We start from the raw sequence: 20,289 nt of genomic DNA, 5'->3' as shown, positions 1-20,289 counted from the left end.
CCGAAGGAGAACCATGTCCGGATCACTGATGACCCCCGAGCTGGTCCGCCTCGAGGTGACCCCTCCTGGCGACAAGCATGCCGTGATCAGCCTGCTGGCCGATCTCATCGCCGCGACCGGCCGTGCGGACCGCGAGGGACTCGAGGCAGGTCTGCTCAAGCGCGAGGAATCCTTCGCCACCGGCATGCCCGGCGGCTTCGCGATCCCCCATTGCCGCACCGAGACGGTGCACGAGGCGGCCCTGGGCTTCCTGCGCCTGGCCGAACCGGTCGACTTCGGCTCGAGCGACGGGCCGGCCGACCTCGTGATCGGCATCGCCGCCCCCGCGGGGACGGACGACCAGCATCTGAAGCTCCTCGCCCAGCTCTCCCGTGCGCTGATCCGTCCCGATTTCCTCGCACAGCTGCGCGCAGCCGAAGAACCCCATGAGGTCTCCGAACTGGTGATGAGCGTGCTCGAACCGGAGCCGGAGACCGTTCCCGGGGCGGGGACCCGCTCCGCGGCGCCGACGAGCGAGGACCCCGCCACCGGGGAGGGCTCCGCCGCCGGAGGGACCGAACCCGCCGCCCACCCCGCCGGTGACGCCCGGTCAGCAGCCGCAGACGACGGCGGGGTGGACGTCGGCGCCGACGAGAGCACCGCTGCCGGAGCAGCCGCTGCGACGGCCTCCCCGGTACTGCTGGCGATCACGTCCTGCCCCACCGGCATCGCCCACACCTACATGGCCGCCGAGTCCCTCGAGAACGCCGCCGCGGAGAAGGGCATCGAGCTCCGCGTCGAGACCCAGGGATCCGGCGGCATCACCCCCTTCACCGAGGAGCAGATCGCTGCGGCCGGCGCCCTCATCGTCGCCGCCGACGTCACCGTCTCGGGGCGGGAGCGCTTCGCCGGGCTGCCCCTGGTCGAGCATCCCGTCAAGCGCGCCATCTCCCAGGGCCCGCAGATGATCGACGAGGCCCTCGCGGCGGCGTCGGACCCTTCCGCGCGGCGCGTCCCCGCCGGCGACGGCGGCGCCGGGCGGGAAGCCGCGACCGACGGCGGCGCCCGGCAGTCCTGGCCGTCGCGCCTGCAGGCCGCCGTCATGACCGGCGTGTCCTACATGATCCCGTTCGTCGCCGCCGGCGGCCTGCTGATGGCTCTGGGCTTCCTCCTCGCGGGCTTCGACGTCGCCTTCGTCGCCCAGGACGTCGCCACCGGCTTCTCGCTCACCGACCTGCCGGGACACCAGGCCTACGAGGCCGCGACGGGCATGACGGAGACCGAACGCTCCGGCCTGGCCCTCTATCTCGGCGCCGTGCTGTACACCCTGGGCAGCCTCGGGATGAGCTTCCTGGTCGCGGCACTGTCGGGCTACATCGCCTTCGGTCTCGCAGGGCGCCCCGGCATCGCTCCCGGCTTCGTCGGCGGCGCGGTGTCCGTGCTCGTCGGCGCCGGCTTCCTCGGCGGCCTCATCACCGGTCTGCTCGCGGGGCTCATCGCCGTGTGGTTCACGACCCTGAAGCCGCCGCGGTGGCTCGCCGGGTTGATGCCCGTGGTGATCATCCCGCTGATCACCTCCCTCGTGGTCGGCGGACTCATGCTCCTGTTCCTCGGCCGCCCACTGGCCTCCCTGATGACCGCGCTGCAGAACGGCCTGACCGGCATGTCCGGGACCTCCGCCGTCCTGCTCGGCGTGATCATCGGGCTGATGATGTGCGTCGACCTGGGCGGGCCCGTGAACAAGGCGGCCTATCTCTTCGCCACGGCCGGCCTGTCCCAGGGCACCGAGGCGTCCTTCCACATCATGGCGGCCGTGATGGCCGCCGGCATGGTGCCGCCGCTGGCGATGGCGCTGTCGACCGTGGTCCGCAGGAAGCTCTACTCGAGCGTGGAGAGGGAGAACGGCACCACCGCCTGGCTGCTCGGGGCGGCCTTCATCTCCGAGGGGGCGATCCCCTTCGCCGCCGCGGACCCGCTGCGCGTGATCCCCTCGATGATGACCGGCGGCGCTGTCACCGGCGCCCTGGTGATGGCTTTCGGCGCCGGCTCCCAGGCGCCTCACGGCGGCATCTTCGTCGCCTTCGCGATCAGCCCGGTGTGGGGATTCGTCCTCGCGATCGGGGTCGGCACCCTGATCTCCGCACTGGTCGTGACCGCCCTCAAGGAGGCCGCGCACCGCAAGCACACCCTGACGGCCTGACCCGCAGCGACCCGCTCGCGACCGCTGCCGGACACCCGGCTCTCTCGCGGTTCGCTCGGATCCACCCGGGCCGCTCAGTTCCTTCGGCTCCACCCGGTTCACCCGCAACACGCAGAAGCGCCCCGCCACGGCGGGGCGCTTCTCGTATGCTCGGCCCGGACAAGGTCGACACCGAGCCGGCCACCGCGGCCGTTCGGCTCAGGGCTCGCGGGGATCCCAGCGGAAAGAGGCTGCGATGCAGGAGAGAGACGGTCTCGTCCTGGCGGAGGCCCCGCTGGGGCACATGCCCGCCTACGGCACGGCGCACCTGAGCATGCTCGCCCTGCTCGTGGTCGCCGCCGTCGTCCTGATCCGCTGGGCCCGGCGAAGCGATGCGGCGCAGGTCGACCACACGCTGCGCCTGGTCGGTTGGGTGCTGCTGGCCAACTCGGTGTTCTGGACCATCTGGGGGTTCATGCCGTGGATCTGGAACATCCACGAGTCGCTCCCGCTGCACTTCTCCGACGTCCTGCGCTTCATCGCGCCGATCGCCCTGATCACGCGGGCGCGCTGGGCGATCGTGGTCACCTACTTCTGGGGCCTGACGCTGAACATGCAGTCGGTGCTCACCCCGGACGTGAACTACTTCCTGTGGATCCCGCTGGAGTTCGCCGAGTACTGGGTCGCGCACCTCAGCGGCGTCCTCGTACCCATCGTGCTGACCTGGGGGCTGGGTTTCCGTCCCACGTGGCGCGGGTACGCCCTCGCCTACGCGGCCACTCTCGGGTGGGCGGCACTGGCCTTCTCCCTCAATCTCCTGGCGGGCACGAACTACGGCTATCTCAACGGCGCGCCCGCTGGGCCGAGCCTGCTGGACGTGATGGGGCCGTGGCCGTTCTACCTGCTGGTCGAGGCCGCCGCGATCGCCGCGGTGTGGGCACTGATGACCTGGCCGTGGGTGGCCTCGGACCGTCGCCGGGGCACGCCTCCGGCCGGCGCGGGAGCGCTGCTGCGTCGGCCCGCACCGGCGCGGCCGGAGCAGACCGACGCCGTCGGAACCCGACCCGCCGCCCCGGTTCCTCCGCGGACCTGATCCGGTCGGACTACGCCAGCACCTCGAGCTCGGCCAGGCGCAACGGCCCCTCGGCGGTGGTGATCACGAGCCGGTGGTGAAGGCATGGCCGCGGCGAGGAGACCTGGAACGGGCGGGTCTGGCGGCGCCAGCGGAAGCTCTGGGCGGAGCGCTCGTCGAGCACCTCCCAGGTCTCCGCGTCGTCCGAGCCCTCGAGCCGCCAGGCGATCGGATCCCCGCCGGTCTCCGCCGCCGAGGTCAGGGTGAGGAAGCGGGCCTGGAGCGGTTCGCCCAGTTCGGGAAGCTCGATCACGGCGCTCGCGGACTCCCAGGTGCGTTCGGTGCGGGAGTCGTCGTCCCGCAGCGGGTCCGCGGGGTCCGCGGCGAACAGGTCGCGCAGCGGCCTCGGGCGACGGCCCGGCTCGCCGGCCGACGGTGGCACCTCGCCCCAGTCGCTCTTCTCGGCGCCGAGGGTGAACTGGAGCCGCCCGCGCAGGTCCGTGTGGTCGATCCAGGCGTCGCGGTGCTCCTCGCCGTCGACCGTGAAGCCCGTGATGCAGGGGTGCTGCGGGTCCTGTCCGTCGGTGGTGACGGTGAAGGGCTCCCCGCCGAGGGGCTTGACGTGGGCGTGGTCGAACAGCGGTGCCACCAGGTGATAGCGCCCGGTGCCGAGCTGCAGCGGGTACAGGCCGAGCGCGGTCAGCAGCCACCAGGCACTCATCTCGCCGTTGTCCTCGTCGCCGGGGTAACCCTGGCCGATCTGCTCGCCGACGAACAAGCGCCGGTGGACCTCGCGCACGACCTGTGAGGCCCGTTCCGGGGCCCCGGTGTGGTGGAACAGGAAGGGGATGTGGTGGGAGGGCTGGTTGGAGACGCCGAACTGGCCCATCCGCACTGCCCGCGCCTCGTCCATCTCGTGGATGACGTGCCCGTAGGTGCCCTTGCGGTCCGCGCGCTCGGGGGTCGCGAAGAACTCCTCGAGCTTGGCGCGCAGACCGTCGCGGCCGCCGTGCAGCATCGCCAGGCCCTCGCCGTCGTGGGGGACGTGGAAGGCGAAGTTCCAGCCGTCGGTCTCGGTGAAGTCACCACCCCACTCCGCCGGGTCGAACTCCTCGGGGTGCTTCGCGAAACCGCCGTCGGGGCGGCGGCCCTGGAAGAAACCGATCGCGGGATCGAACAGCAGCAGGTAATTGGCCGAGCGGGCCCGGAAGTACGCGGCCTCCTCGCGCAGCTGTGCAGCGTGCTCCTCGTCCTCGAGGGTCCCGGCGAGCAGGTCGGCCTGGGCGGCCAGGCCGAAGTCGTTGATGTGCGCCTCGAGCGTCCAGGAGACGGACTCGGCGGTGTCGGTGTCGACGTATCCGGTGAACACGGCGCGCTCATTGCCCTTGCGGCCCACCTCGGTCCGCTCCGGGGCGACGGTCGCATTGCGCAGCCCGGACTCGTAGGCGGCCAAAGGATCCGGCAGCGGAACGCCCTTGACGGCGAGATCGGCGAAGGCGATGTCGCTGCTGGTGCCGGTCATGCAGTCGGCGTAGCCCGGTGAGGACCAGCGGGCGATCCAGCCGCCCTCGCGGTACTGCTGGACGAATCCGTCGGCGAGCTCCGCGGCCAGCTCCGGGTACAGCAGGGCGTACGCGGGCCAGGCGGTGCGGTAGGTGTCCCAGAACCCGTTGTTGACATGCAACTTCCCGGGAATGACCTGGGCATTGGTGCGACTGTCGGTGGCCTCGCCCTTGACCGGACGGACCGGGCTGGCGTGGACGGGTCGGGGCCTCTCGGGGGTCCCGGAGTTCTCCCAGTGCGAGTTGGGGTAGAGGTTCAGCCGGTAGAGGTTCCCGTACAGGGTGCGCAGCTGGGGCGGAGTGGCCGTGCCGGGCTCGATCACGCGCAGGCGCTGGGTCCATGCGTTGTGGGCGGCCTCGCGCACGTCCTCGAGGCTGCGGCGTTCGACCTCCTGGGCGAAGGTGCGTCGACCCTGCTCGATGCCGAGGAAGCTGGTGACCAGGCGGACGGTGACGTGCTCGGTGCCGGGGGCGAAGGTGAGCACGCTGCCGGTGGATTCGCCGCGGGCGGCGGCGACGGCAATCGGGGCCGGATCGACCTCGGCGAGCACGAACATGCGGGTGGCGCCGTCGGCGCGGTCGTAGCCCTGGGCGAGTCCGGAATCGACCCAGGCACGCAGGGTCCCGTCGAAGACGGCGCCGGCGGCGTCTATCCGGCTGTGCTCGTCGATGCCCTCGAGCAGCAGGTGCAGCTCCCCGGCGTCGCCGGAGGCCTCGATCTCACAGATCGCGCCGTGGTCGGTGGGGGCCAGGCGCAGCGAGGTCCCGCCGTCCAGCGCCACCTCGTACAGATCGGGGCGAGCGGTCTCCGCGTCATGGTCGAAGCCGAGGGCACGGGCCGCCGGGGACGCATCCGGGTCCTCGCCCCGCAGGGGCATGAGCACGAACTGGTTGCGGTCCCCCATCCAGGGACTGGGCTGGTGAGAGATCGCCATGCCCTGCAGGCGAGGGCGGTTGTCGTCCCCTCCCCGGCGGTGGTACTCGTACACCCAGCGCCGGGTACGGGCATCGGTGGCCGGGGTGAAGAAGGCGAAACCATTGGGGACGGCGGTCAGCGGCAGATTGTTGCCGCGGGAGAAGTCTCCGGAGGCGTGCGTACCGCGACGGGTATCGACCCAGGCCACGGGGTCTTCTCGCGACGGGTCCGCGGGACGGGGCGCGAGGTAGGGGCCATCGATCCAGCCGACGAGCTCCTCGGGCTCGGGCCGCGGGGCCGCGAGATCCTCCTCGGCGGTCTCGAGGAGGTCCGCTTCCACGTCCTCGGGGATGTCCACCCTCAGATGGACCTCGACGATCGTGCGGCCCGTAGCGGGCTCGAGCGGGACCTGCACGTCGTTCCACTGATCGGCGTACAGGATCCTGCCGTCGCCGATGCCCTGTGCGGTCGCGGAGGTGCCGTACTGGTCGCGGGGATCGAGTTCGGACAGCCTGCTGCCGTCCTCGAACACCAGCTCCACGGCGACGTAGGTCGCCCCCCAGGTCTGAGCCGCGTCCAGTCGGGGGTGGACGTAGGTGCGCAGCACGTCCTCGCGTGCGACCGTGCGCCCGACGAGCGGGGACAGACCCTCGAGGACGGGAAGCGTCCTCTCGGCGCTCTCCCCGGCGCGAGCTGCATAGCGCAGCGCGGACGGGGCGAGGAATCCCGCGGAGTCCTTGCTGGTGGGGGATCCGACGGGGCCCGGGTCTGCGGTGAGGATCATGGTGATAAGGCTATCGACTGGACCTGACCGGGGTGGCGGAGTCGCCGGTGCGCCCGGCAGCGCGCCTGATAGGACTCGCTGCCTCCGACCTGCTCGGCCGTGGCCCGCAGCGCGTCCCCGCCGTCGGCGAGGAGGCGGACGTGGAAGGCGGCATCCGCGCCGCAGACGGCACACACGGCGGTCAGCTTCACGACCTCTTCCGCCTGCGCCATCAGGCTCGGGACCGGTTCGAAGGGGCCGCCGTCGTAGGTGACGCAGAGCCCCGCGACCTCGACCTGGATACCGTCGGCGAGCAGCTGTTCGATCACCGGGACGATCGCGGGGCCGAAGAACTGCGCCTCGTCGATCGCGACAAGGTCCGGGCTCTTGCCCGACAGGACGTCACGCACGGCGTCGGCGGATTCGAGCATGCGAGCGGGCTCGGTGCGGCCGATGTGGGTGCTGAGCCGTTCGGGGCCTCCGCGGTCGTCGAGCCGATGGCCCACGACGTCGACCTGCAGCCCCGCCAGTCGTGCCCGGTGGACGCGCCTCAGCAGCTCTTCGGTCTTGCCGGCGAACATGGGGCCGGCGATGACGTGCAGTGGACCTGCCTCACCGGTGCGCATGGGGACACAGTACGCGCGGGGCCGGCGCCCATTGGCTCAGTCGGATAGATGTTCCCGGAACGCAGACTCGGCGTCGGCGCCGAAGGGCACGAACACGACCTCTTCGACTCCCGAGGCCTCCGTCGGCTGCCGGGAGGCGACGTCGCGGACGGTCTCGACGGCGATCCGGGCGGCATCGTCCATCGGCCAGCCGTAGACGCCCGCGGAGATGGCAGGGAACGCGACGCTGCGGGCACCGATCTCCCCGGCGACGCGCAGCGCCTCGCGATAGCACGAAGCCAGGGTCGGCGAGCGGTCCTCGCGGGTGGAATGCACGGGGCCGACGGCGTGGATCACCCAGCGGGCCGGGAGCTGCCCGGCCGTGGTCGCGACGGCCTCTCCGGCGGGCAGTCCCTCGGGCAGGGTCGTCTCACGCAGGTGGCGGCACTCGTCGAGGATGTCGGGTCCGCCGCGGCGGTGGATGGCGCCGTCCACGCCCCCGCCGCCGAGCAAGGAGGAGTTGGCGGCGTTGACGACGGCGTCGACGACGGTCTCTGTGAGGTCCCCGGGGGCGATGCGCAGATGCATCCCTCCACCGTAGCGACGGTCCAGGGTTCCGACGAGACCGTGGCGAGGGCGGCTCGCGAGGGTGACGGACTCTCGTGAACTCTGGCGTGCTCGACGTCGGGCGGGGATGTCGGCGGGTCTTGTCAGGTGGGTCTCTTGTCAGGTGGGTCGGTGTGGGCGTTGGGAGGTGTCGAAGACGTAGTCGATCTCGCCGCAAATCGATCAACCCCCATCGGCTACGAGACCATCATGAACCCGGCCGTGAGCCTCGCGGCCCGACACCAACTGACACCTGAGCGTGCGTCGGTCCCAGACCCGACCACCGCGACGACACGCGGCACCCCGTCGCACCTGCATACCAGAATCTCTCCACGAGCGCGGGCAAAGACGCCCCGCGGCCCCGATCACGGGCCCCATGAAACATCGAGGTCAGACGATCTTGTACGACACCGCGTAGGCACTAGCGCCCGTACAGGGGTTCTGAATCGTCTTGGTGTCACTCTTGTTCCACGTGACCGCCTTGTTCTTCTCCTTCGGAGGAATCCCGTAGCACTTGAACGTGTACATTATTTCCACCGGGCCATCAGTGATCTTGCACGAATGCTTCGCGGCATGCCCACCGCTGGTGAGTTCAGCTGGAGGGCACGTGGCTCCGCCTGCCGTTGCCGGCGCAGCCCCAGCTGCAAGAATCCCACCCGCAGCCACAAGCGCGGCGGCCGCGGAGACGATCGGCTTGGTGATGATGTTCTGACGGCTCATGCGTACTCCCAATCGACATCCGTGGCATTCAGACCGCGACCGCAGTCGATCTCGGTGATCCGACTCTCGAAGGCATCGAAGTAGGCTGAGGCGGTCTTAGTGCTGTTTCCGCCCCCGAACCCGCAAGTCACCGTGTAGACGACCTGCTTCCCCTTCGGACAGGACTGGACGACCACGTCCTGCTTTCCGATCTTGTCGACCATGGCGTCCCCGCAGCTGGCCGCGTCGGCAGATCCGGCGCCAGCGACCATGAAGCCGGCTGCGCAGACCGCGGCGCCGACGAGAACGGTCAGACGCGTCCCCAGAGTTCTGGTCTTGATGTAAGAATCCATGGGTTCCCCTCGTTGATCGCTACGCGGATACACACGCCCGAGTGTGAGGCGCACCACGCAACGTTGGTCGAAAGACCATACATGGCGGGAAGGAGGTCTGCAATGCCCGTCCATAGGGAAGCACTTGAAAGCAGCGTAAAATTGCGGATAACACCGAATTATGAAGGAATGACCGATGCTTGAACCCACCTCGAGGGGGGCACAGGAATCGGCATCGGTGGAGACGGTGGAGACAGCGGAATGACGACGTCGACGATAGCCAGTCGTGTCGTACCGTGACCGCCATGAGCACTCGACGCTCCTCTCCCCTGGCAGACCGACGTCCCACCCGGACGGATCTGCCGACCTTCGCCACCCTGTCACAGGACGCCCTCCAGGACGTCCTGCCCGATCCCACCCGCGGGCAGGTGCTGCGCCTGCTGATCGTCGGCATCAATCCGGGCCTGTGGACCGCGGCGGTCAACGCGCCCTTCGCCCGTCCCGGCAATCGGTTCTGGCCCTCGCTGCACCGGGCCGGACTCACCGCGCGACCGGTCGACGCCTCCCGCGGTCTTCAGGAGGAGGACGAGGAGAACCTGCGCGAGCGCGGCATCGGGATCACGAACCTCGTCGGTCGCGCCACCGCCCGGGCCGACGAGCTGACCAGGGCCGAGCTTCAGTCCGCGGGCGAGGAGCTGGTGCGACGCGCCGATGCGCTGCGGCCCGCTGTGGTGGCGATCGCCGGGATCACGGCCTTCCGCACGGCGTTCGACGCACGGCGGGCGCAGTTGGGGATCCAGGACCCGGCCACCGTCCGCCGGTGGCCGGGGGACGTGACGCTGTGGGTGGTGCCGCAACCGAGCGGGCTGAACGCGCACGCGACCGTGGAGACCCTCGCCCGAACCTGGAGCGAGGTCGCGGCAGACGCGGGCGTGCCTACTTCGCGCCCTCCGTCCGAGCAGGGATGACCCGGGACAGGCGTCACGCCCTCCGAGAGACTCGTGGCGCTGCTCAGCCGTTGCCTCCCGTGGTCGGCTTCTTCTCCCCGGTGGACCAGAAGTACAGCAGGTCGGTCCCGTTCAGGAGGCGATCCCCGATCGCCCGCTGCTGATAGATCACCGGGTTGTGCGAGGCGAGGGTCCGGACGTTGCGCCAGTGCCGGTCCAGTCCGCGTCCACGGGAGGTGGCGGATGCACCGCCCACCTCGAACAACTCCGTCGTGACGTGGAGGACGTCCTTGACCGTCGTGATCTGCGCCTGGACGGTGCGCAGCTCCGCCGCGTCGGTGAGCTCCTGCGCCCGTGGCCCGCCGAGGGAGGCCTGCGCGTCGCCGAGGGCACGAGCGGCTGCGAGCACTGAATCCTGCGCGGAGGCGACATCGGCCGACAACCTCCCCACCACCTGCTGGACCAGGGGGTCCGTCGCAGCCGTCGACCCGCTGCCCTGCGAGTACACGCGGGTGCGCGAGCGCACGAACCCGACGGCTTCGCGGAGCGCCGCGCGTCCGGCTCCCACGAGGGAGGCGAGCAGGACGAGCTGGAGGAACGCGGTCTGCGTCGTCGTGGCGCCCTCGCCGCGCCCCTCGAGGACCCGCACCCTGGAGGCCGGGACCGGCACCTCGCGCAGCAGCGTCGAGCCGCTGCCGGTGAGGACCTGGCCGAAGCCGTCCCAGTCATCGCGCAGTTCCACCCCCGGGTCGTCGGCCGCGATGGTGACGCGGGCGCGGCGACCGTCGGGAGACCGTGCCGAGACGTTGATCCAGTCCGCGAAGATCGAGCCCGTGGAGTAGTGCTTCTCACCGGAGAGTCGGAAGCCGTCCCCATCGGGGGTCACGGTCGTCGCGAGGTCCCCGACCGTCGCGGTGCTGCGTTCGTGGCTGGCGTTGCCGAACACGGCCCCCTCGGCGATCGCGGTCAGCCAGGTGTCCGTGTCACCGTCCTCCACACCGATCAGGATGTCGTTGACGAAGGCGAAATGGGCGCGCAGCAGCTGCGGCAGGTTGGAATCCGCCTCGCCGAGGTCGAGGAGCAGGCGGAACAGGGTCTCGACGCCCGCCCCGGCCCCACCGTGCGCCGTCGGCACGGTGACGGCGGTGAATCCGGCCTCGGCGAGCGCTCGCACCTCGGCGTGCGGGAGGCGCCGTTCCCGGTCGCGCTCGGCGGCTCCCTCCGCGATCGTGGCGAGCACGGGGGCGAACCGCTCCCGCAGCTCGGCATGCTCGACGGCGCTCGGGACGGCCGGGATGGTCTGAACCGACGATTCGGTCCTGCGGGTATCGGTCGCGGTCATGCGATCTCCTCCAGTTCGGGTCGGGGCAGCGCGGCGACGAGCTCCCGGGTGTAGGGGTGCTCGGGGGCGAGGAACACCTCGTCCGCCGTGCCGGATTCCACGATCCGGCCGCCCTGCATCACCAGCACCCGATCGCTGACGTGATGCACGACGCCGAGGTCGTGGGAGATGAACAGGAATGCGGTGCCCAGCGCGTCCTGCAGATCCTCGAGCAGATCGAGGACCTGCGCCTGGATCGAGACGTCGAGGGCGGACACGGGCTCGTCCAGGACGAGGATCTCGGGGCCGGGGGCGAGGGCGCGCGCGATGGAGACGCGCTGGCGCTGACCCCCCGACAGAGTGAGCGGATGGCGTGCGGCGTGCTGCGGGCCGAGGCCGACGGCGACGAGGAGCTCGTCGACCCGTGCGGCGCGCTCCACCCGGCTCACGGTGCCGGGCACGGCATCGGCGATGGTGCGGCCGACCGTCCACCGGGGGTCGAAGGACCCCAGCGGATCCTGATGCACGACTCCGATGCGCCGTCGTCCCTCACGGCGCCGGCGCTCAGGCAGCTCCGACCATGGCCGGCCGCCGAGGAGGACCCGGCCGTGGGTCGGCTCGGTCAGCGCAAGCGCCATGCGGGCGGTCGTCGACTTGCCGGAGCCGGACTCGCCGACGATGCCCAGCGTCTCCCCCGCCCGCAGCTCGAAGGAGACGTCGTCGACGACGGTGCGCGCGGTGCCGTCCGGCCCGCGGAACCGCTTGGAGACACCTTCGAGCGTCAGGACCGGTCCGTCGGCCGATGGCTGCTCCGTCCGGGCGGCCGGGATCCGTGCCGGTGGGGCGTCCGAGAGCCGTTCACCGCGGGAGTGGACCGAGGGGACCGCGGCGATGAGCCGCTTCGTGTAATCCTCGCGCGGCCGGGTGAGGACCTCGCGCGTGGGACCCTGCTCGACGACGCGGCCGTCCTTCATGACCAGGACGTGGTCGGCCAGACGCTCCACCACGGCCAGGTCATGGCTGATCAGGACGACGGCCCGTCCGTCCCCGAGGCTCCTTTCGAGCAGCGCGAGGATTTGCGCCTGCACCGTGACGTCGAGCGCCGTGGTGGGCTCGTCGGCGATGAGGATCTCCGGTCCGAGGGCGAGCGCCGCGGCGATCAGTGCCCGCTGCCGCAGGCCCCCGGAGAGCTCGCCCGGCAACTGTCGGGCGCGCAGCTCCGGCTCGGGCACGCCCGCCGCCTCGAGCAGCTCGAGCACGCGCGGGAACCGGTCCACACGGGGCACACCGTGGATGCGCAGCGGCTCCGCGATCTCCGCGCCGACGGTCCGCAGCGGATCGAGCGAGACCAGGGCATCCTGGAGGACGTACCCGATCCTGCTCCCGCGCAGCCGACGAAGCTGCTCCTGCGAGCAGGTGAGCAGGTCCTCGCCGGCCTCGAGGGTCGTCGCCGTGACCTCGGCCCGGTCACCGTCGAGGCCCAGCAGGGAGCGCGCCGTGACGGATTTGCCGGACCCCGACTCGCCGACGATCCCGAGGCAGCTGCCGGCCCGGACCGTGAAGGAGACGTCCTGGACCACGGGGTTCCCGTCGAAGGCGACCGAGAGGTTCTCCACGGTGATCAGCGCGTTCATCGGGCGGCTCCGGAATCGGTGGTGCGCTGCAGGTGCCGGCCGAGCACGGTGAGCGAGAGCGTGAACAGGACGATCGTGATCCCCGGGAAGAAGTCCATCCACCAGGCCTGCTGGATGTAGGTGCGCCCCGCGTTGAGCATCGCCCCCCATTCGGCCGTGGGCGGCTGGACCCCCATGCCGAGGAAGCCGAGCGCCGCCGCCCAGACGATCGCCTGGCCGATCCCCAGGGTGATCAGCACGGTCAGCGGCCGGAAGGCGTTGGGCAGGAGGGTGCGCACCAGGATCCGGGCGGGAGAATGGCCGAGGGCGCGGGCGGCCTCCACGTACAACGATCCCCGCACGGCGAGCACCTGGCCGCGGACCATGCGCGCGTACCCGGGCATGGTGGCGACCCCGACCGCGACCATCTGGGTCAGGGCGCTGTTGCCGTAGACGGCGATGAGGATCATCGCGAGCAGGATCCCAGGGAAGGCGTACAGCACCTCGATCACCCGGGTGACGGCGGCATCGGCGAACCGTCCCGCCAGCCCTCCGGCGAGGCCGAGCACGAGCGCGCCGACGAGGCCGATCGCCGTGGCGCCGAGGCCGATGGCCAGCGACTGACCCGCCCCATGCACCACCCGGCTGTACACGTCGCGCCCCGACTGGTCGGTGCCGAAGACGTGCTGTGCGCTGGGCGGGTCGAAGCTCTCCGACAGGCTGATCTCGAGCGGGTCCTGCGGGGCCAGCAGACCGGGGAACACCGCTGCGATCAGGACCAGCACGACCACCGCGGCGGCGGCCCAGACACTGGGACCGCCCAGTGCAGGGCGCCGTCGGGCCCGACGTGCGGGCCGCCGGCCCTCCTCGAGCGCGGGAACCTCGGGAGCGGGGGCGAGGACGGTCATGAGGCGTCTCCGATCGAGCTGCGCAGCCGGGGATCGACCGCGACGTAGGCGATGTCCGTGAGGACGTTGGCGACGACGTAGACGAGGGCCACGACGAAGGTGACGCCGACGACCAGTGGGAGATCCTGGGAGGTCACGGCGGAGACCAGCACCTGGCCGATCCCCTGGCGGGAGAAGATCACCTCGACCACGACCGCCCCGGAGATGAGCGAGCCCAGCCCCCATCCCGACAGGGCGATGCCGGGCAGCGCCGCGTGCCGCAGCACGTGACGCCAGCGCACGTCCCCGATGCCCGCCCCGCGGGAGAGCGCCGAGAGCACGAAGGGCTGTCGTTGGGCCGTCTCGAACTCGTCGCGGGTCACCTGCGCGAGGAACCCGCCCAGTGGTATGCCCAGGGTCAGGGAGGGCAGGATCATGCCCAACGGCCCGCCGTCGACGACCGGCAGCCATCCCAGCATGACGGCGAAGACGACCAGGAGGAGCACCCCCAGCCAGAAGTGCGGAAGGGCGGCCAGGACGACCTCGATGCCTGATCCGAGCCGGCCGACGATGCCGGAGCGACCGGCGGTGAGCAGCGTCAGGGCGAGGGCGAGCACCCAGGCGACGGCCAGAGCTGCGGCGGTGAGCTGCAGGGTCGGCGCGATCTGTGCGCCGATGATGTCGACCACCGGTTCCTTCATCGTGTAGGACTCGCCGAGGTCGAGCTGCACCAGTCCGCCCAGGAACGCGGCGTACTGGACCAGGAGAGGATCGTCGAAGCCGTACTGCTCGCGAACGGCCTGCAGGGTCTCCTCGGGCGGGTTCGCGGAGGCGCCACCGAGGATCGCGAGGGCGGTGTCTCCGGGGACCATGTGCTGGAGGAAGAACACGATCGTGGCGACCGCCCACAGCAGCAGGAGCGAGGACCCCAGCTTCGAGGCGATCCGGCGCAGCAGCCGGCGAGCTCGGGCACGAGGGCGGGCGGGGGCGGGGTCGCCGGAGGCGTCGCCCGGCGCGGTGACGGGACCGGCCGGCGGGGACGTGTCAGTGGGCGCAGCGGTGGTCATCTCAGAGCCCTTCTCGCACCAGATAGGCGTCGTGGAGGACGGGTTCGCCCTCACTCGGCTCGATCCAGATGTCCCGCACCAGATCGGAGCGGATGGCGAGACGGGTCTGGATCGGGTAGAGCGTGACGTGCCAGGTCTGGGCGACGAGGTTCTCCTGCGCCTTCGAGTAGAGGGCGGCCTGCTCCTCGGGATCTGTGGTCGCCGCGGCGGCGAGCAGCGTCTCGTCGAGCTCCTCGTCGTAGTCCTGGGACACGTTCTGGCCGTTGCCGATCTCGAGCGTCTCCTGCGAGAACTTGATGTACATGACGTTCGGGGTGGGGCTGTTCCAGTAGCGCCCCTGGATGTCGTACCGCGTCGGGTCGTTCTTCATCGCGGTCATCGTGGCGGCGTCGGAGGGGATCAGCTCGATCCTGACCCCCACCCGCTTCAGCATGGCCTGGAAGTTCTGGAAGATCGTGAGGTCCGCCGGCGGGGTCTCCCCCGGGTCCGAGGCATAGGGCAGGCGCAGTGCGAGGGTCTCCCCGTCCCTGGTGCGGTACCCCTCCGCGTCACGCCCGGTCCATCCCGCCTCGTCCAGGAGGGCGTCGGCCCGTTGGGCGTCGTAGGGGTAGGGCTCGTGGAACCGCTCGTCGTAGGCCGGGGTCCCCGAGGAGATCCCATTGCCCTCGTAGGGGAAGACACCCGCATAGGCGCTCTCGACGATCCCCTCCGCATCGGAGGCGTGCACGATCGCGCGGCGCACCCGGACGTCGCCGAGCGCCGCATTCGTCGTGTTGAGGTCGAGGGCGAACGGGACACCCGCGTGGACGAAGTCGTCGGTCTCGATCGAGTCGTCGGCCGTCGCCGCCGGGACCGACTCGGGCGGGAGGTTGAAGATCGCCTGCGCCTTGCCGGACTGCAGCGCGCCGAAGCGGGCGGTGTTGTCCTTGAGGAACCGCCAGGTCACCTTCTCGAGGTAGGCGGGTCCCTGGTGCTTCGCATCGGCGGGGGCCGAGTTGTAGTTCTCGTTGCGCACCATGACGACCTCGCGGTTGCGCTTCCACTCGGTGACGATGAACGGGCCGGTGCCGACCGGGGCGAGGCAGTTCTCGTCGAGGCCGCTCGCCATCGCCCGCGGGGACTCGATCCCGAAGAAGGCCTGGGAGAGGACCGTCAGCAGCGGGGAGTACGGCCGCTTCAGACTGATCCGCACGACGTGCTCCGAGACCGCCTCCGCGGACTCGAAGTACGGCGAGAGGTAGAGCAGGGCGGTCGAGGACTGCGTCGCGGGATCCATGATCTGTTCGAAGTTGGCGACCACGGCCTCGGCGTCGAAGGGCTCCCCGTCCGTGAACTCGACGCCCTGCTTCAGGCTGAAGTCGTAGGTGAGCCCGTCCGGGGAGATCTCCCAGGACTCGGCGAGCCAGGGCACCACCGAGCCGTCCTCCTGCATCGAGACCAGCGAGTCGAGGTACTGCCGCGCGATGTACGTCTGCGGCAAGTCCCCGTTGTTGTGCGGGTCGAGGCAGGTGGGCTCGCGATCCGTGGCGTACACCAGCTCCCCTCCCTTCTTCGTCCCCGCCGGAAGGTTCGCGGACGGCGCGGGCGTCACGCAGGCGGCGAGCCCGGGGCTCGCGCAGGCCGCGGCGAGAGCGGCGCACAGCTGGCGTCGGCGCACGGTGGTCCTCCTCGGTCTTCTCGTCGGTCTCCTCGGGTGGAACGACCCTCGAGCACCCTAAGCACCGCTTTGGACTGGCCGAAGTTTTGTGACGGTCCACGAACAGGTCCATCCACGTCGTGGGACGTGGGCCCTTTTCTCGTCACCGGAGTTCACACGGGATGCGCCGACGCGGCGCGACGGCAGATCGTGCAGGGGACACCGCCCCCTCACCGCGATCGGACCCCCATGACCCCCAAGCCGCTGATCCTGAACCTCTTCGAGATGAACTGCGTCGGGCACATCACCCACGGCCTCTGGCGGCTCCCGGAGAACAATCGGCATCGCTACACGGACGTGAGCTACTGGACCGAGCTCGCGCGCCTGGCCGAGGAGGGCGGCTTCACCGCGATCTTCCTCGCCGACGTGGTCGGCGCCTACGACGTCTACGGGGGCTCGGCGGAGGCCGCGCTGAGGGAAGGGCTGCAGATCCCCAACAACGATCCGATGCTGGTGGTCCCGGCGATGGCCGCCGTCACCGAGCGGCTCACCTTCGGGATCACCTTCTCCACCAGCTACGAGCCGCCCTTCGCCTTCGCCCGCCGGATGTCCACCCTCGACCACCTCACCGGCGGCCGCGTGGGCTGGAACATCGTCACCTCCTACCTCCCCAATGCGGCGCGGAACTTCGGGCTGGCCGAGGAGATCGAGCACGACCGGCGCTACGAGCTCGCCGACGAGTACCTCGAGGTGCTCTACAAGCTGTGGGAGGGCTCCTGGGACGAGGACGCCGTGGTGCGGGACGCCGCGGGGAACCTGTACAGCGACCCGGCAAAGGTGCACCGCATCGACCATGCGGGCGCCAACTTCTCCGTCGCGGGCCCCCATCTCTCCGAGCCCTCACCGCAGCGCACCCCGACCCTGATCCTCGCCACCGCGTCCCCGGCGGGCGCCGTCCGGGCGGGGCAGAACGCAGAGCTCGTGTTCACCCACGGTCCGCTGCTGGAGAGGACCGTGCCCGCGGTGCGCGCCGCCGCGGAGGAGGCGGGCCGGGACCCGCAGGAGCCCAAGTTCGTGGTGCAGGCAGCCGTGATCACGGGACGGACCCAGCAGGAGGTCGACGAGAAGCTCGCGCAGTATCAGGAGCACCGCTCGCAAGAGGGGATGCTCGTGCACCAGTCGGTGCCGATCCATGCCCTCGAGCACCCGCGGGAGCGGACCATCGCCGAGGCGCTCGAGGTCGAGGGGCTCCCGGCCGACACGCCCGTGGGTCGCCGAGGCGGCCAGCAGACCGTCGGGGACCTCCTGGACGCGGTCGACGAGGCCTGGCAGGACCGCTTCTTCGTCGCCGGGACCCCGGAGGTCGTGGCCGACGCGATCGAGCACTGGCTCGACGTCGACGGCATCGACGGGATCAACCTGCGCCAGTACCACTCCTTCGACACGGTCCGGGACTTCGCCGAGCTGGTCTCGCCGATCCTCCGGGAGCGCGGCCGGCTCCCGGAGGGGCGCGGCACGATGCGCCATCAGCTCACCGGAGAGGACCGGCTGCCCGCGGAGCATCCCGCCGCCCAGTACCGCGGGGCGTTCGAGGGCGTCGGGGTCTGATCGCGGGAGATTGCGGGAGAACGGGGCCGACGAGAGGCGCTCCGGCCGCGAACGGGTCCGGGACGCCAGGACGCCAGGACGCCAGGACGCCAGGACGCCAGGACGCCAGGACGCCAGGACGCCAGTGCGACCGTGACCTGATCGTGCTTGCGATCCGGGGCGTCCGCGCCGTAACTTTGGTGAGGCAACCCTTAGTCCCTGGTCGACGAGTCCCGGCAGCGCCGGGCACCGGCTCCTTCCGCCGTCTCGACCGGGGTCCATGCGGCGTCCGCACCCTCCGACGGATCGCCTCACCCGTTCCGCCCGGGCCCTCGCCCGGCCCGTGCCCTGATCCGCGTCCCCGCGGCATCCCGAAAGGCCCCTCATGGCTCAGATCTCCCGCCGACTCTTCGCCGGCTCCTCGCTCGCCCTCGCCGCCGCCCTGGCCGGCTGCTCCTCCGGCGGCGCATCCGGGACCGGGGCCTCGGACGGTGAGGAGCCGGCGGGCGAGGGCTCCGAGATCACCGTCGAGCACGCCTTCGGCTCCACCACCGTCCCGGCCGATCCCGCGGTGGTCACCACCGTCGCCTGGGCCAATCACGAGGTCCCCCTGGCCCTCGGCGTGGTCCCGGCCGGCATGGCCGCGGCGAACTTCGGCGACGACGACAGCAACGGGCTGCTGCCCTGGGTCCAGGAGAAGCTCGAGGAGCTCGGCGCCCAGGCGCCGGTGCTGTTCGACGAGTCCGACAGCATCGACTTCGAGGGCGTGGCCGACACCGGCCCCGAGGTGATCCTCGCGGCGTACTCCGGGCTCACGCAGGAGGACTACGACACACTCACCCAGATCGCACCCACGGTGCCCTATCCCGAGGTCGCCTGGGGCACGCCCTGGCGGGACATGATCACTGTCAACGCCACCGCGATGGGCATGGCGAGCGAGGGCGAGGAGCTGGTCGCCGAGCTCGAGGGCCAGATCGAACAGGCCGCGGCCGCGCATCCGGCGATCGCCGGGAAGAACGTCATGTTCCTGACCCATGTGGACACCACCGACCTCTCCGAGGTCAGCTTCTACACCGCCCACGACACCCGGACGATGTTCTTCGAGGACCTCGGCATGACCATCGCGCCGAGCGTGGTCAAGGCCTCCGAGGAGACCGAGGAGTTCTCCTCGACGGTGAGCGCCGAGAACGCCGACGTCTTCGGCGACGTGGAGATCATCGTGACCTACGGCGACGAGTCGCTGCTGGAGGCGCTGGCGGCCGATCCGCTGCTGTCCCAGATGCCCGCGGTCGCCAGCGGCGCGGTGGTGAACCTGCCCGGTGACAGCCCTCTGGGCACCGCCGCGAACCCGACCCCGCTGGCGATCCCCTACATCCTCGAGGACTACCTGGCCGAGCTGGACCGCGCAGCCTCGGCGTCGGCCTGATCACGGCTCCCGCTCGTCCATGACCTCGACCACCCGCGCCGCCCCCGGATCGACCGCCGCCACGCTGCGACGGTCGGCCCGTGCTCGATCCCTCTGGCTGGCGCTCTGCCTCGTGGTGCTCGCCGGGATCATCGCGCTGTCAGTGACCATCGGTTCCCGCGACGTCGGGGGGCAGGACATCCTCGCCGCCTTCGGGGGCTCGACGGACGGCTTCGGCCCGGCCGCGGTCGCCAAGCGCATCCCGCGCACCCTGCTCGCCGTGCTCGCGGGCGCCGCGCTCGGCGTCTCCGGGGCGGTCATGCAGGGTGTGACCCGCAATCCCCTCGCCGATCCCGGGATCCTCGGCATCAACACCGGCGCCTCCCTCGCCGTGGTGATCGGTATCGCCCACTTCGGGCTCACCGCCGCCTCGACGTTCATCTGGGTGGCGATCCTCGGTGCCGCCGCGACCGCCACGGCCGTCTACGTCCTGGGATCCCTCGGCCAGGGCGGGGCGACCCCGCTGAAGCTGGCCCTGGCGGGCGCCGCAACCGGTGCGGCGCTGACCTCGTTCATCAGCGCCGTGGTGCTGCCGCGCTCCGACATCGGCGACAGCGTGCGCTCCTGGCAGATCGGCGGCGTGGGCGGCGGCACCTACGCCTCCCTGCAGCAGGTCGCGCCGTTCCTGCTCGCCGGATTCGTGCTGTCGCTGCTGTGCTCGCGCGGGCTGAACACGCTGGCGCTGGGCGACGAGCTGGCCGCCGGCCTCGGCGAGCGGGTGGCGGTCACCCGAGCCGTTGCCGCCCTCGGCGCCGTGGTGCTGTGCGGCGCGGCCACCGCCGTGACCGGCCCGATCGGCTTCGTCGGCCTCGTCGTCCCGCACGCCTGCCGCCTGCTGATCGGGGTGGACCATCGCTGGCTGCTGCCCTTCAGCGCAGTGACCGGAGCGGTGCTGCTGACAGCGGCCGACGTGCTCGGCCGGATCATCGCACGGCCCGCCGAGCTCGACGTCGGCATCGTCACCGCCCTCATCGGCGCCCCGGTCTTCATCGCCATCGTGCGCCGGCAGAAGCTGGTGAGCCTGTGAATCCCGCCCCCGATCAGGACGCGCTG

At 71.0% G+C, this 20,289-nt stretch carries 16 protein-coding genes; 6 read left to right on the top strand and 10 right to left on the bottom strand.

The window, feature by feature from the left end; genetic code table 11:
• The first annotated feature begins 13 nt into the window (after nucleotides 1-13).
• The gene (locus JOF43_RS16835) at nucleotides 14-2,179 is read left to right on the top strand and encodes a PTS fructose transporter subunit IIABC (RefSeq protein WP_209904149.1); all 2,166 of its coding nucleotides are present in this window, start codon (nucleotides 14-16) and stop codon (nucleotides 2,177-2,179) included.
• A 235-nt stretch (nucleotides 2,180-2,414) separates the two neighbouring features.
• Nucleotides 2,415-3,251, top strand: a complete 837-nt coding sequence (locus JOF43_RS16830) for a YwaF family protein (RefSeq protein WP_245354587.1) — start codon at nucleotides 2,415-2,417, stop codon at nucleotides 3,249-3,251.
• A 10-nt stretch (nucleotides 3,252-3,261) separates the two neighbouring features.
• On the opposite strand, the gene JOF43_RS16825 is transcribed toward JOF43_RS16830, so the two are convergent.
• The 5 genes from JOF43_RS16825 to JOF43_RS16805 all read right to left on the bottom strand — a co-directional run bounded on the left by JOF43_RS16825 (nucleotide 3,262) and on the right by JOF43_RS16805 (nucleotide 8,734).
• A complete protein-coding gene (locus JOF43_RS16825; RefSeq protein ID WP_209904147.1) occupies nucleotides 3,262-6,492 on the bottom strand; it encodes a GH92 family glycosyl hydrolase in 3,231 nt (1,076 codons plus the stop codon).
• A complete protein-coding gene (locus JOF43_RS16820; RefSeq protein WP_209904145.1) occupies nucleotides 6,489-7,097 on the bottom strand; it encodes a thymidine kinase in 609 nt (202 codons plus the stop codon). The genes JOF43_RS16825 and JOF43_RS16820 overlap by 4 nt, the downstream gene beginning before the upstream one ends.
• A 36-nt stretch (nucleotides 7,098-7,133) precedes the next feature.
• On the bottom strand, nucleotides 7,134-7,664 hold the full coding sequence (locus JOF43_RS16815; RefSeq protein ID WP_209904144.1) for an O-acetyl-ADP-ribose deacetylase: 531 nt from the start codon (nucleotides 7,662-7,664) through the stop codon (nucleotides 7,134-7,136).
• 408 nt (nucleotides 7,665-8,072) lie between these two features.
• Entirely contained in the window at nucleotides 8,073-8,402 is a 330-nt protein-coding gene (locus JOF43_RS16810; RefSeq protein ID WP_209904142.1) for a hypothetical protein, read from the bottom strand.
• Nucleotides 8,399-8,734 carry a hypothetical protein gene (locus JOF43_RS16805; RefSeq protein WP_209904140.1) on the bottom strand — a complete coding sequence of 112 codons (336 nt, stop codon included), beginning with the start codon at nucleotides 8,732-8,734 and terminating at the stop codon, nucleotides 8,399-8,401. The genes JOF43_RS16810 and JOF43_RS16805 overlap by 4 nt, the downstream gene beginning before the upstream one ends.
• Before the next feature lie 284 nt (nucleotides 8,735-9,018).
• On the opposite strand from JOF43_RS16805, the gene JOF43_RS16800 reads away from it, so the two are divergent.
• Complete coding sequence (locus JOF43_RS16800) at nucleotides 9,019-9,681, top strand: mismatch-specific DNA-glycosylase (RefSeq protein WP_209904139.1); 663 nt, start codon at nucleotides 9,019-9,021, stop codon at nucleotides 9,679-9,681.
• A 43-nt stretch (nucleotides 9,682-9,724) separates the two neighbouring features.
• On the opposite strand, the gene JOF43_RS16795 is transcribed toward JOF43_RS16800, so the two are convergent.
• Genes JOF43_RS16795 through JOF43_RS16775 form a run of 5 tightly spaced genes read right to left on the bottom strand, consistent with a single transcriptional unit; the run spans nucleotide 9,725 to nucleotide 16,205 of the window.
• Nucleotides 9,725-11,002 carry an acyl-CoA dehydrogenase family protein gene (locus tag JOF43_RS16795; RefSeq protein ID WP_209904137.1) on the bottom strand — a complete coding sequence of 426 codons (1,278 nt, stop codon included), beginning with the start codon at nucleotides 11,000-11,002 and terminating at the stop codon, nucleotides 9,725-9,727.
• On the bottom strand, nucleotides 10,999-12,615 hold the full coding sequence (locus JOF43_RS16790) for a dipeptide ABC transporter ATP-binding protein (protein WP_209904135.1): 1,617 nt from the start codon (nucleotides 12,613-12,615) through the stop codon (nucleotides 10,999-11,001). Before JOF43_RS16790 ends, JOF43_RS16795 begins: the two co-directional genes overlap by 4 nt.
• Complete coding sequence (locus JOF43_RS16785) at nucleotides 12,612-13,502, bottom strand: ABC transporter permease (protein ID WP_209904133.1); 891 nt, start codon at nucleotides 13,500-13,502, stop codon at nucleotides 12,612-12,614. Before JOF43_RS16785 ends, JOF43_RS16790 begins: the two co-directional genes overlap by 4 nt.
• A complete protein-coding gene (locus JOF43_RS16780) occupies nucleotides 13,499-14,548 on the bottom strand; it encodes an ABC transporter permease (RefSeq protein WP_209904131.1) in 1,050 nt (349 codons plus the stop codon). Before JOF43_RS16780 ends, JOF43_RS16785 begins: the two co-directional genes overlap by 4 nt.
• Nucleotide 14,549: 1 nt before the next feature.
• On the bottom strand, nucleotides 14,550-16,205 hold the full coding sequence (locus tag JOF43_RS16775; protein WP_342592220.1) for an ABC transporter substrate-binding protein: 1,656 nt from the start codon (nucleotides 16,203-16,205) through the stop codon (nucleotides 14,550-14,552).
• 228 nt (nucleotides 16,206-16,433) lie between these two features.
• Between JOF43_RS16775 and JOF43_RS16770 the strand changes: the two genes are divergently transcribed.
• The 3 genes from JOF43_RS16770 (at nucleotide 16,434) to JOF43_RS16760 (ending at nucleotide 20,263) form a co-directional block, all read left to right on the top strand.
• Nucleotides 16,434-17,792, top strand: coding sequence for an NtaA/DmoA family FMN-dependent monooxygenase (locus JOF43_RS16770; RefSeq protein WP_209904129.1), 1,359 nt, complete (start codon nucleotides 16,434-16,436; stop codon nucleotides 17,790-17,792).
• A gap of 364 nt (nucleotides 17,793-18,156) precedes the next feature.
• Nucleotides 18,157-19,197: an ABC transporter substrate-binding protein gene (locus tag JOF43_RS16765; RefSeq protein WP_209904127.1), complete on the top strand. Its 1,041-nt coding sequence runs from the start codon at nucleotides 18,157-18,159 to the stop codon at nucleotides 19,195-19,197.
• A 19-nt stretch (nucleotides 19,198-19,216) separates the two neighbouring features.
• A complete protein-coding gene (locus JOF43_RS16760) occupies nucleotides 19,217-20,263 on the top strand; it encodes a FecCD family ABC transporter permease (RefSeq protein ID WP_209904126.1) in 1,047 nt (348 codons plus the stop codon).
• The last annotated feature ends 26 nt before the right edge of the window (nucleotides 20,264-20,289 follow it).

The sequence above is a fragment of the Brachybacterium sacelli genome, from assembly GCF_017876545.1.
GTDB classification, from domain to species: domain Bacteria; phylum Actinomycetota; class Actinomycetes; order Actinomycetales; family Dermabacteraceae; genus Brachybacterium; species Brachybacterium sacelli.
Note: the sequence above shows the minus strand (reverse complement) of the source record. Positions and strands in the feature narration are given on the sequence as shown.

Excerpts from the sequence above, each read along its gene's own strand:
- JOF43_RS16835 (WP_209904149.1), top strand. The coding sequence starts at position 14 with ATGTCCGGATCACTGATGACCCCCGAGCTGGTCCGCCTCGAGGTGACC.
- JOF43_RS16830 (WP_245354587.1), top strand. The coding sequence starts at position 2,415 with ATGCAGGAGAGAGACGGTCTCGTCCTGGCGGAGGCCCCGCTGGGGCAC.
- JOF43_RS16825 (WP_209904147.1), bottom strand. The coding sequence starts at position 6,492 with ATGATCCTCACCGCAGACCCGGGCCCCGTCGGATCCCCCACCAGCAAG.
- JOF43_RS16820 (WP_209904145.1), bottom strand. The coding sequence starts at position 7,097 with ATGCGCACCGGTGAGGCAGGTCCACTGCACGTCATCGCCGGCCCCATG.
- JOF43_RS16815 (WP_209904144.1), bottom strand. The coding sequence starts at position 7,664 with ATGCATCTGCGCATCGCCCCCGGGGACCTCACAGAGACCGTCGTCGAC.
- JOF43_RS16810 (WP_209904142.1), bottom strand. The coding sequence starts at position 8,402 with ATGAGCCGTCAGAACATCATCACCAAGCCGATCGTCTCCGCGGCCGCC.
- JOF43_RS16805 (WP_209904140.1), bottom strand. The coding sequence starts at position 8,734 with ATGGATTCTTACATCAAGACCAGAACTCTGGGGACGCGTCTGACCGTT.
- JOF43_RS16800 (WP_209904139.1), top strand. The coding sequence starts at position 9,019 with ATGAGCACTCGACGCTCCTCTCCCCTGGCAGACCGACGTCCCACCCGG.
- JOF43_RS16795 (WP_209904137.1), bottom strand. The coding sequence starts at position 11,002 with ATGACCGCGACCGATACCCGCAGGACCGAATCGTCGGTTCAGACCATC.
- JOF43_RS16790 (WP_209904135.1), bottom strand. The coding sequence starts at position 12,615 with ATGAACGCGCTGATCACCGTGGAGAACCTCTCGGTCGCCTTCGACGGG.
- JOF43_RS16785 (WP_209904133.1), bottom strand. The coding sequence starts at position 13,502 with ATGACCGTCCTCGCCCCCGCTCCCGAGGTTCCCGCGCTCGAGGAGGGC.
- JOF43_RS16780 (WP_209904131.1), bottom strand. The coding sequence starts at position 14,548 with ATGACCACCGCTGCGCCCACTGACACGTCCCCGCCGGCCGGTCCCGTC.
- JOF43_RS16770 (WP_209904129.1), top strand. The coding sequence starts at position 16,434 with ATGACCCCCAAGCCGCTGATCCTGAACCTCTTCGAGATGAACTGCGTC.
- JOF43_RS16765 (WP_209904127.1), top strand. The coding sequence starts at position 18,157 with ATGGCTCAGATCTCCCGCCGACTCTTCGCCGGCTCCTCGCTCGCCCTC.
- JOF43_RS16760 (WP_209904126.1), top strand. The coding sequence starts at position 19,217 with ATGACCTCGACCACCCGCGCCGCCCCCGGATCGACCGCCGCCACGCTG.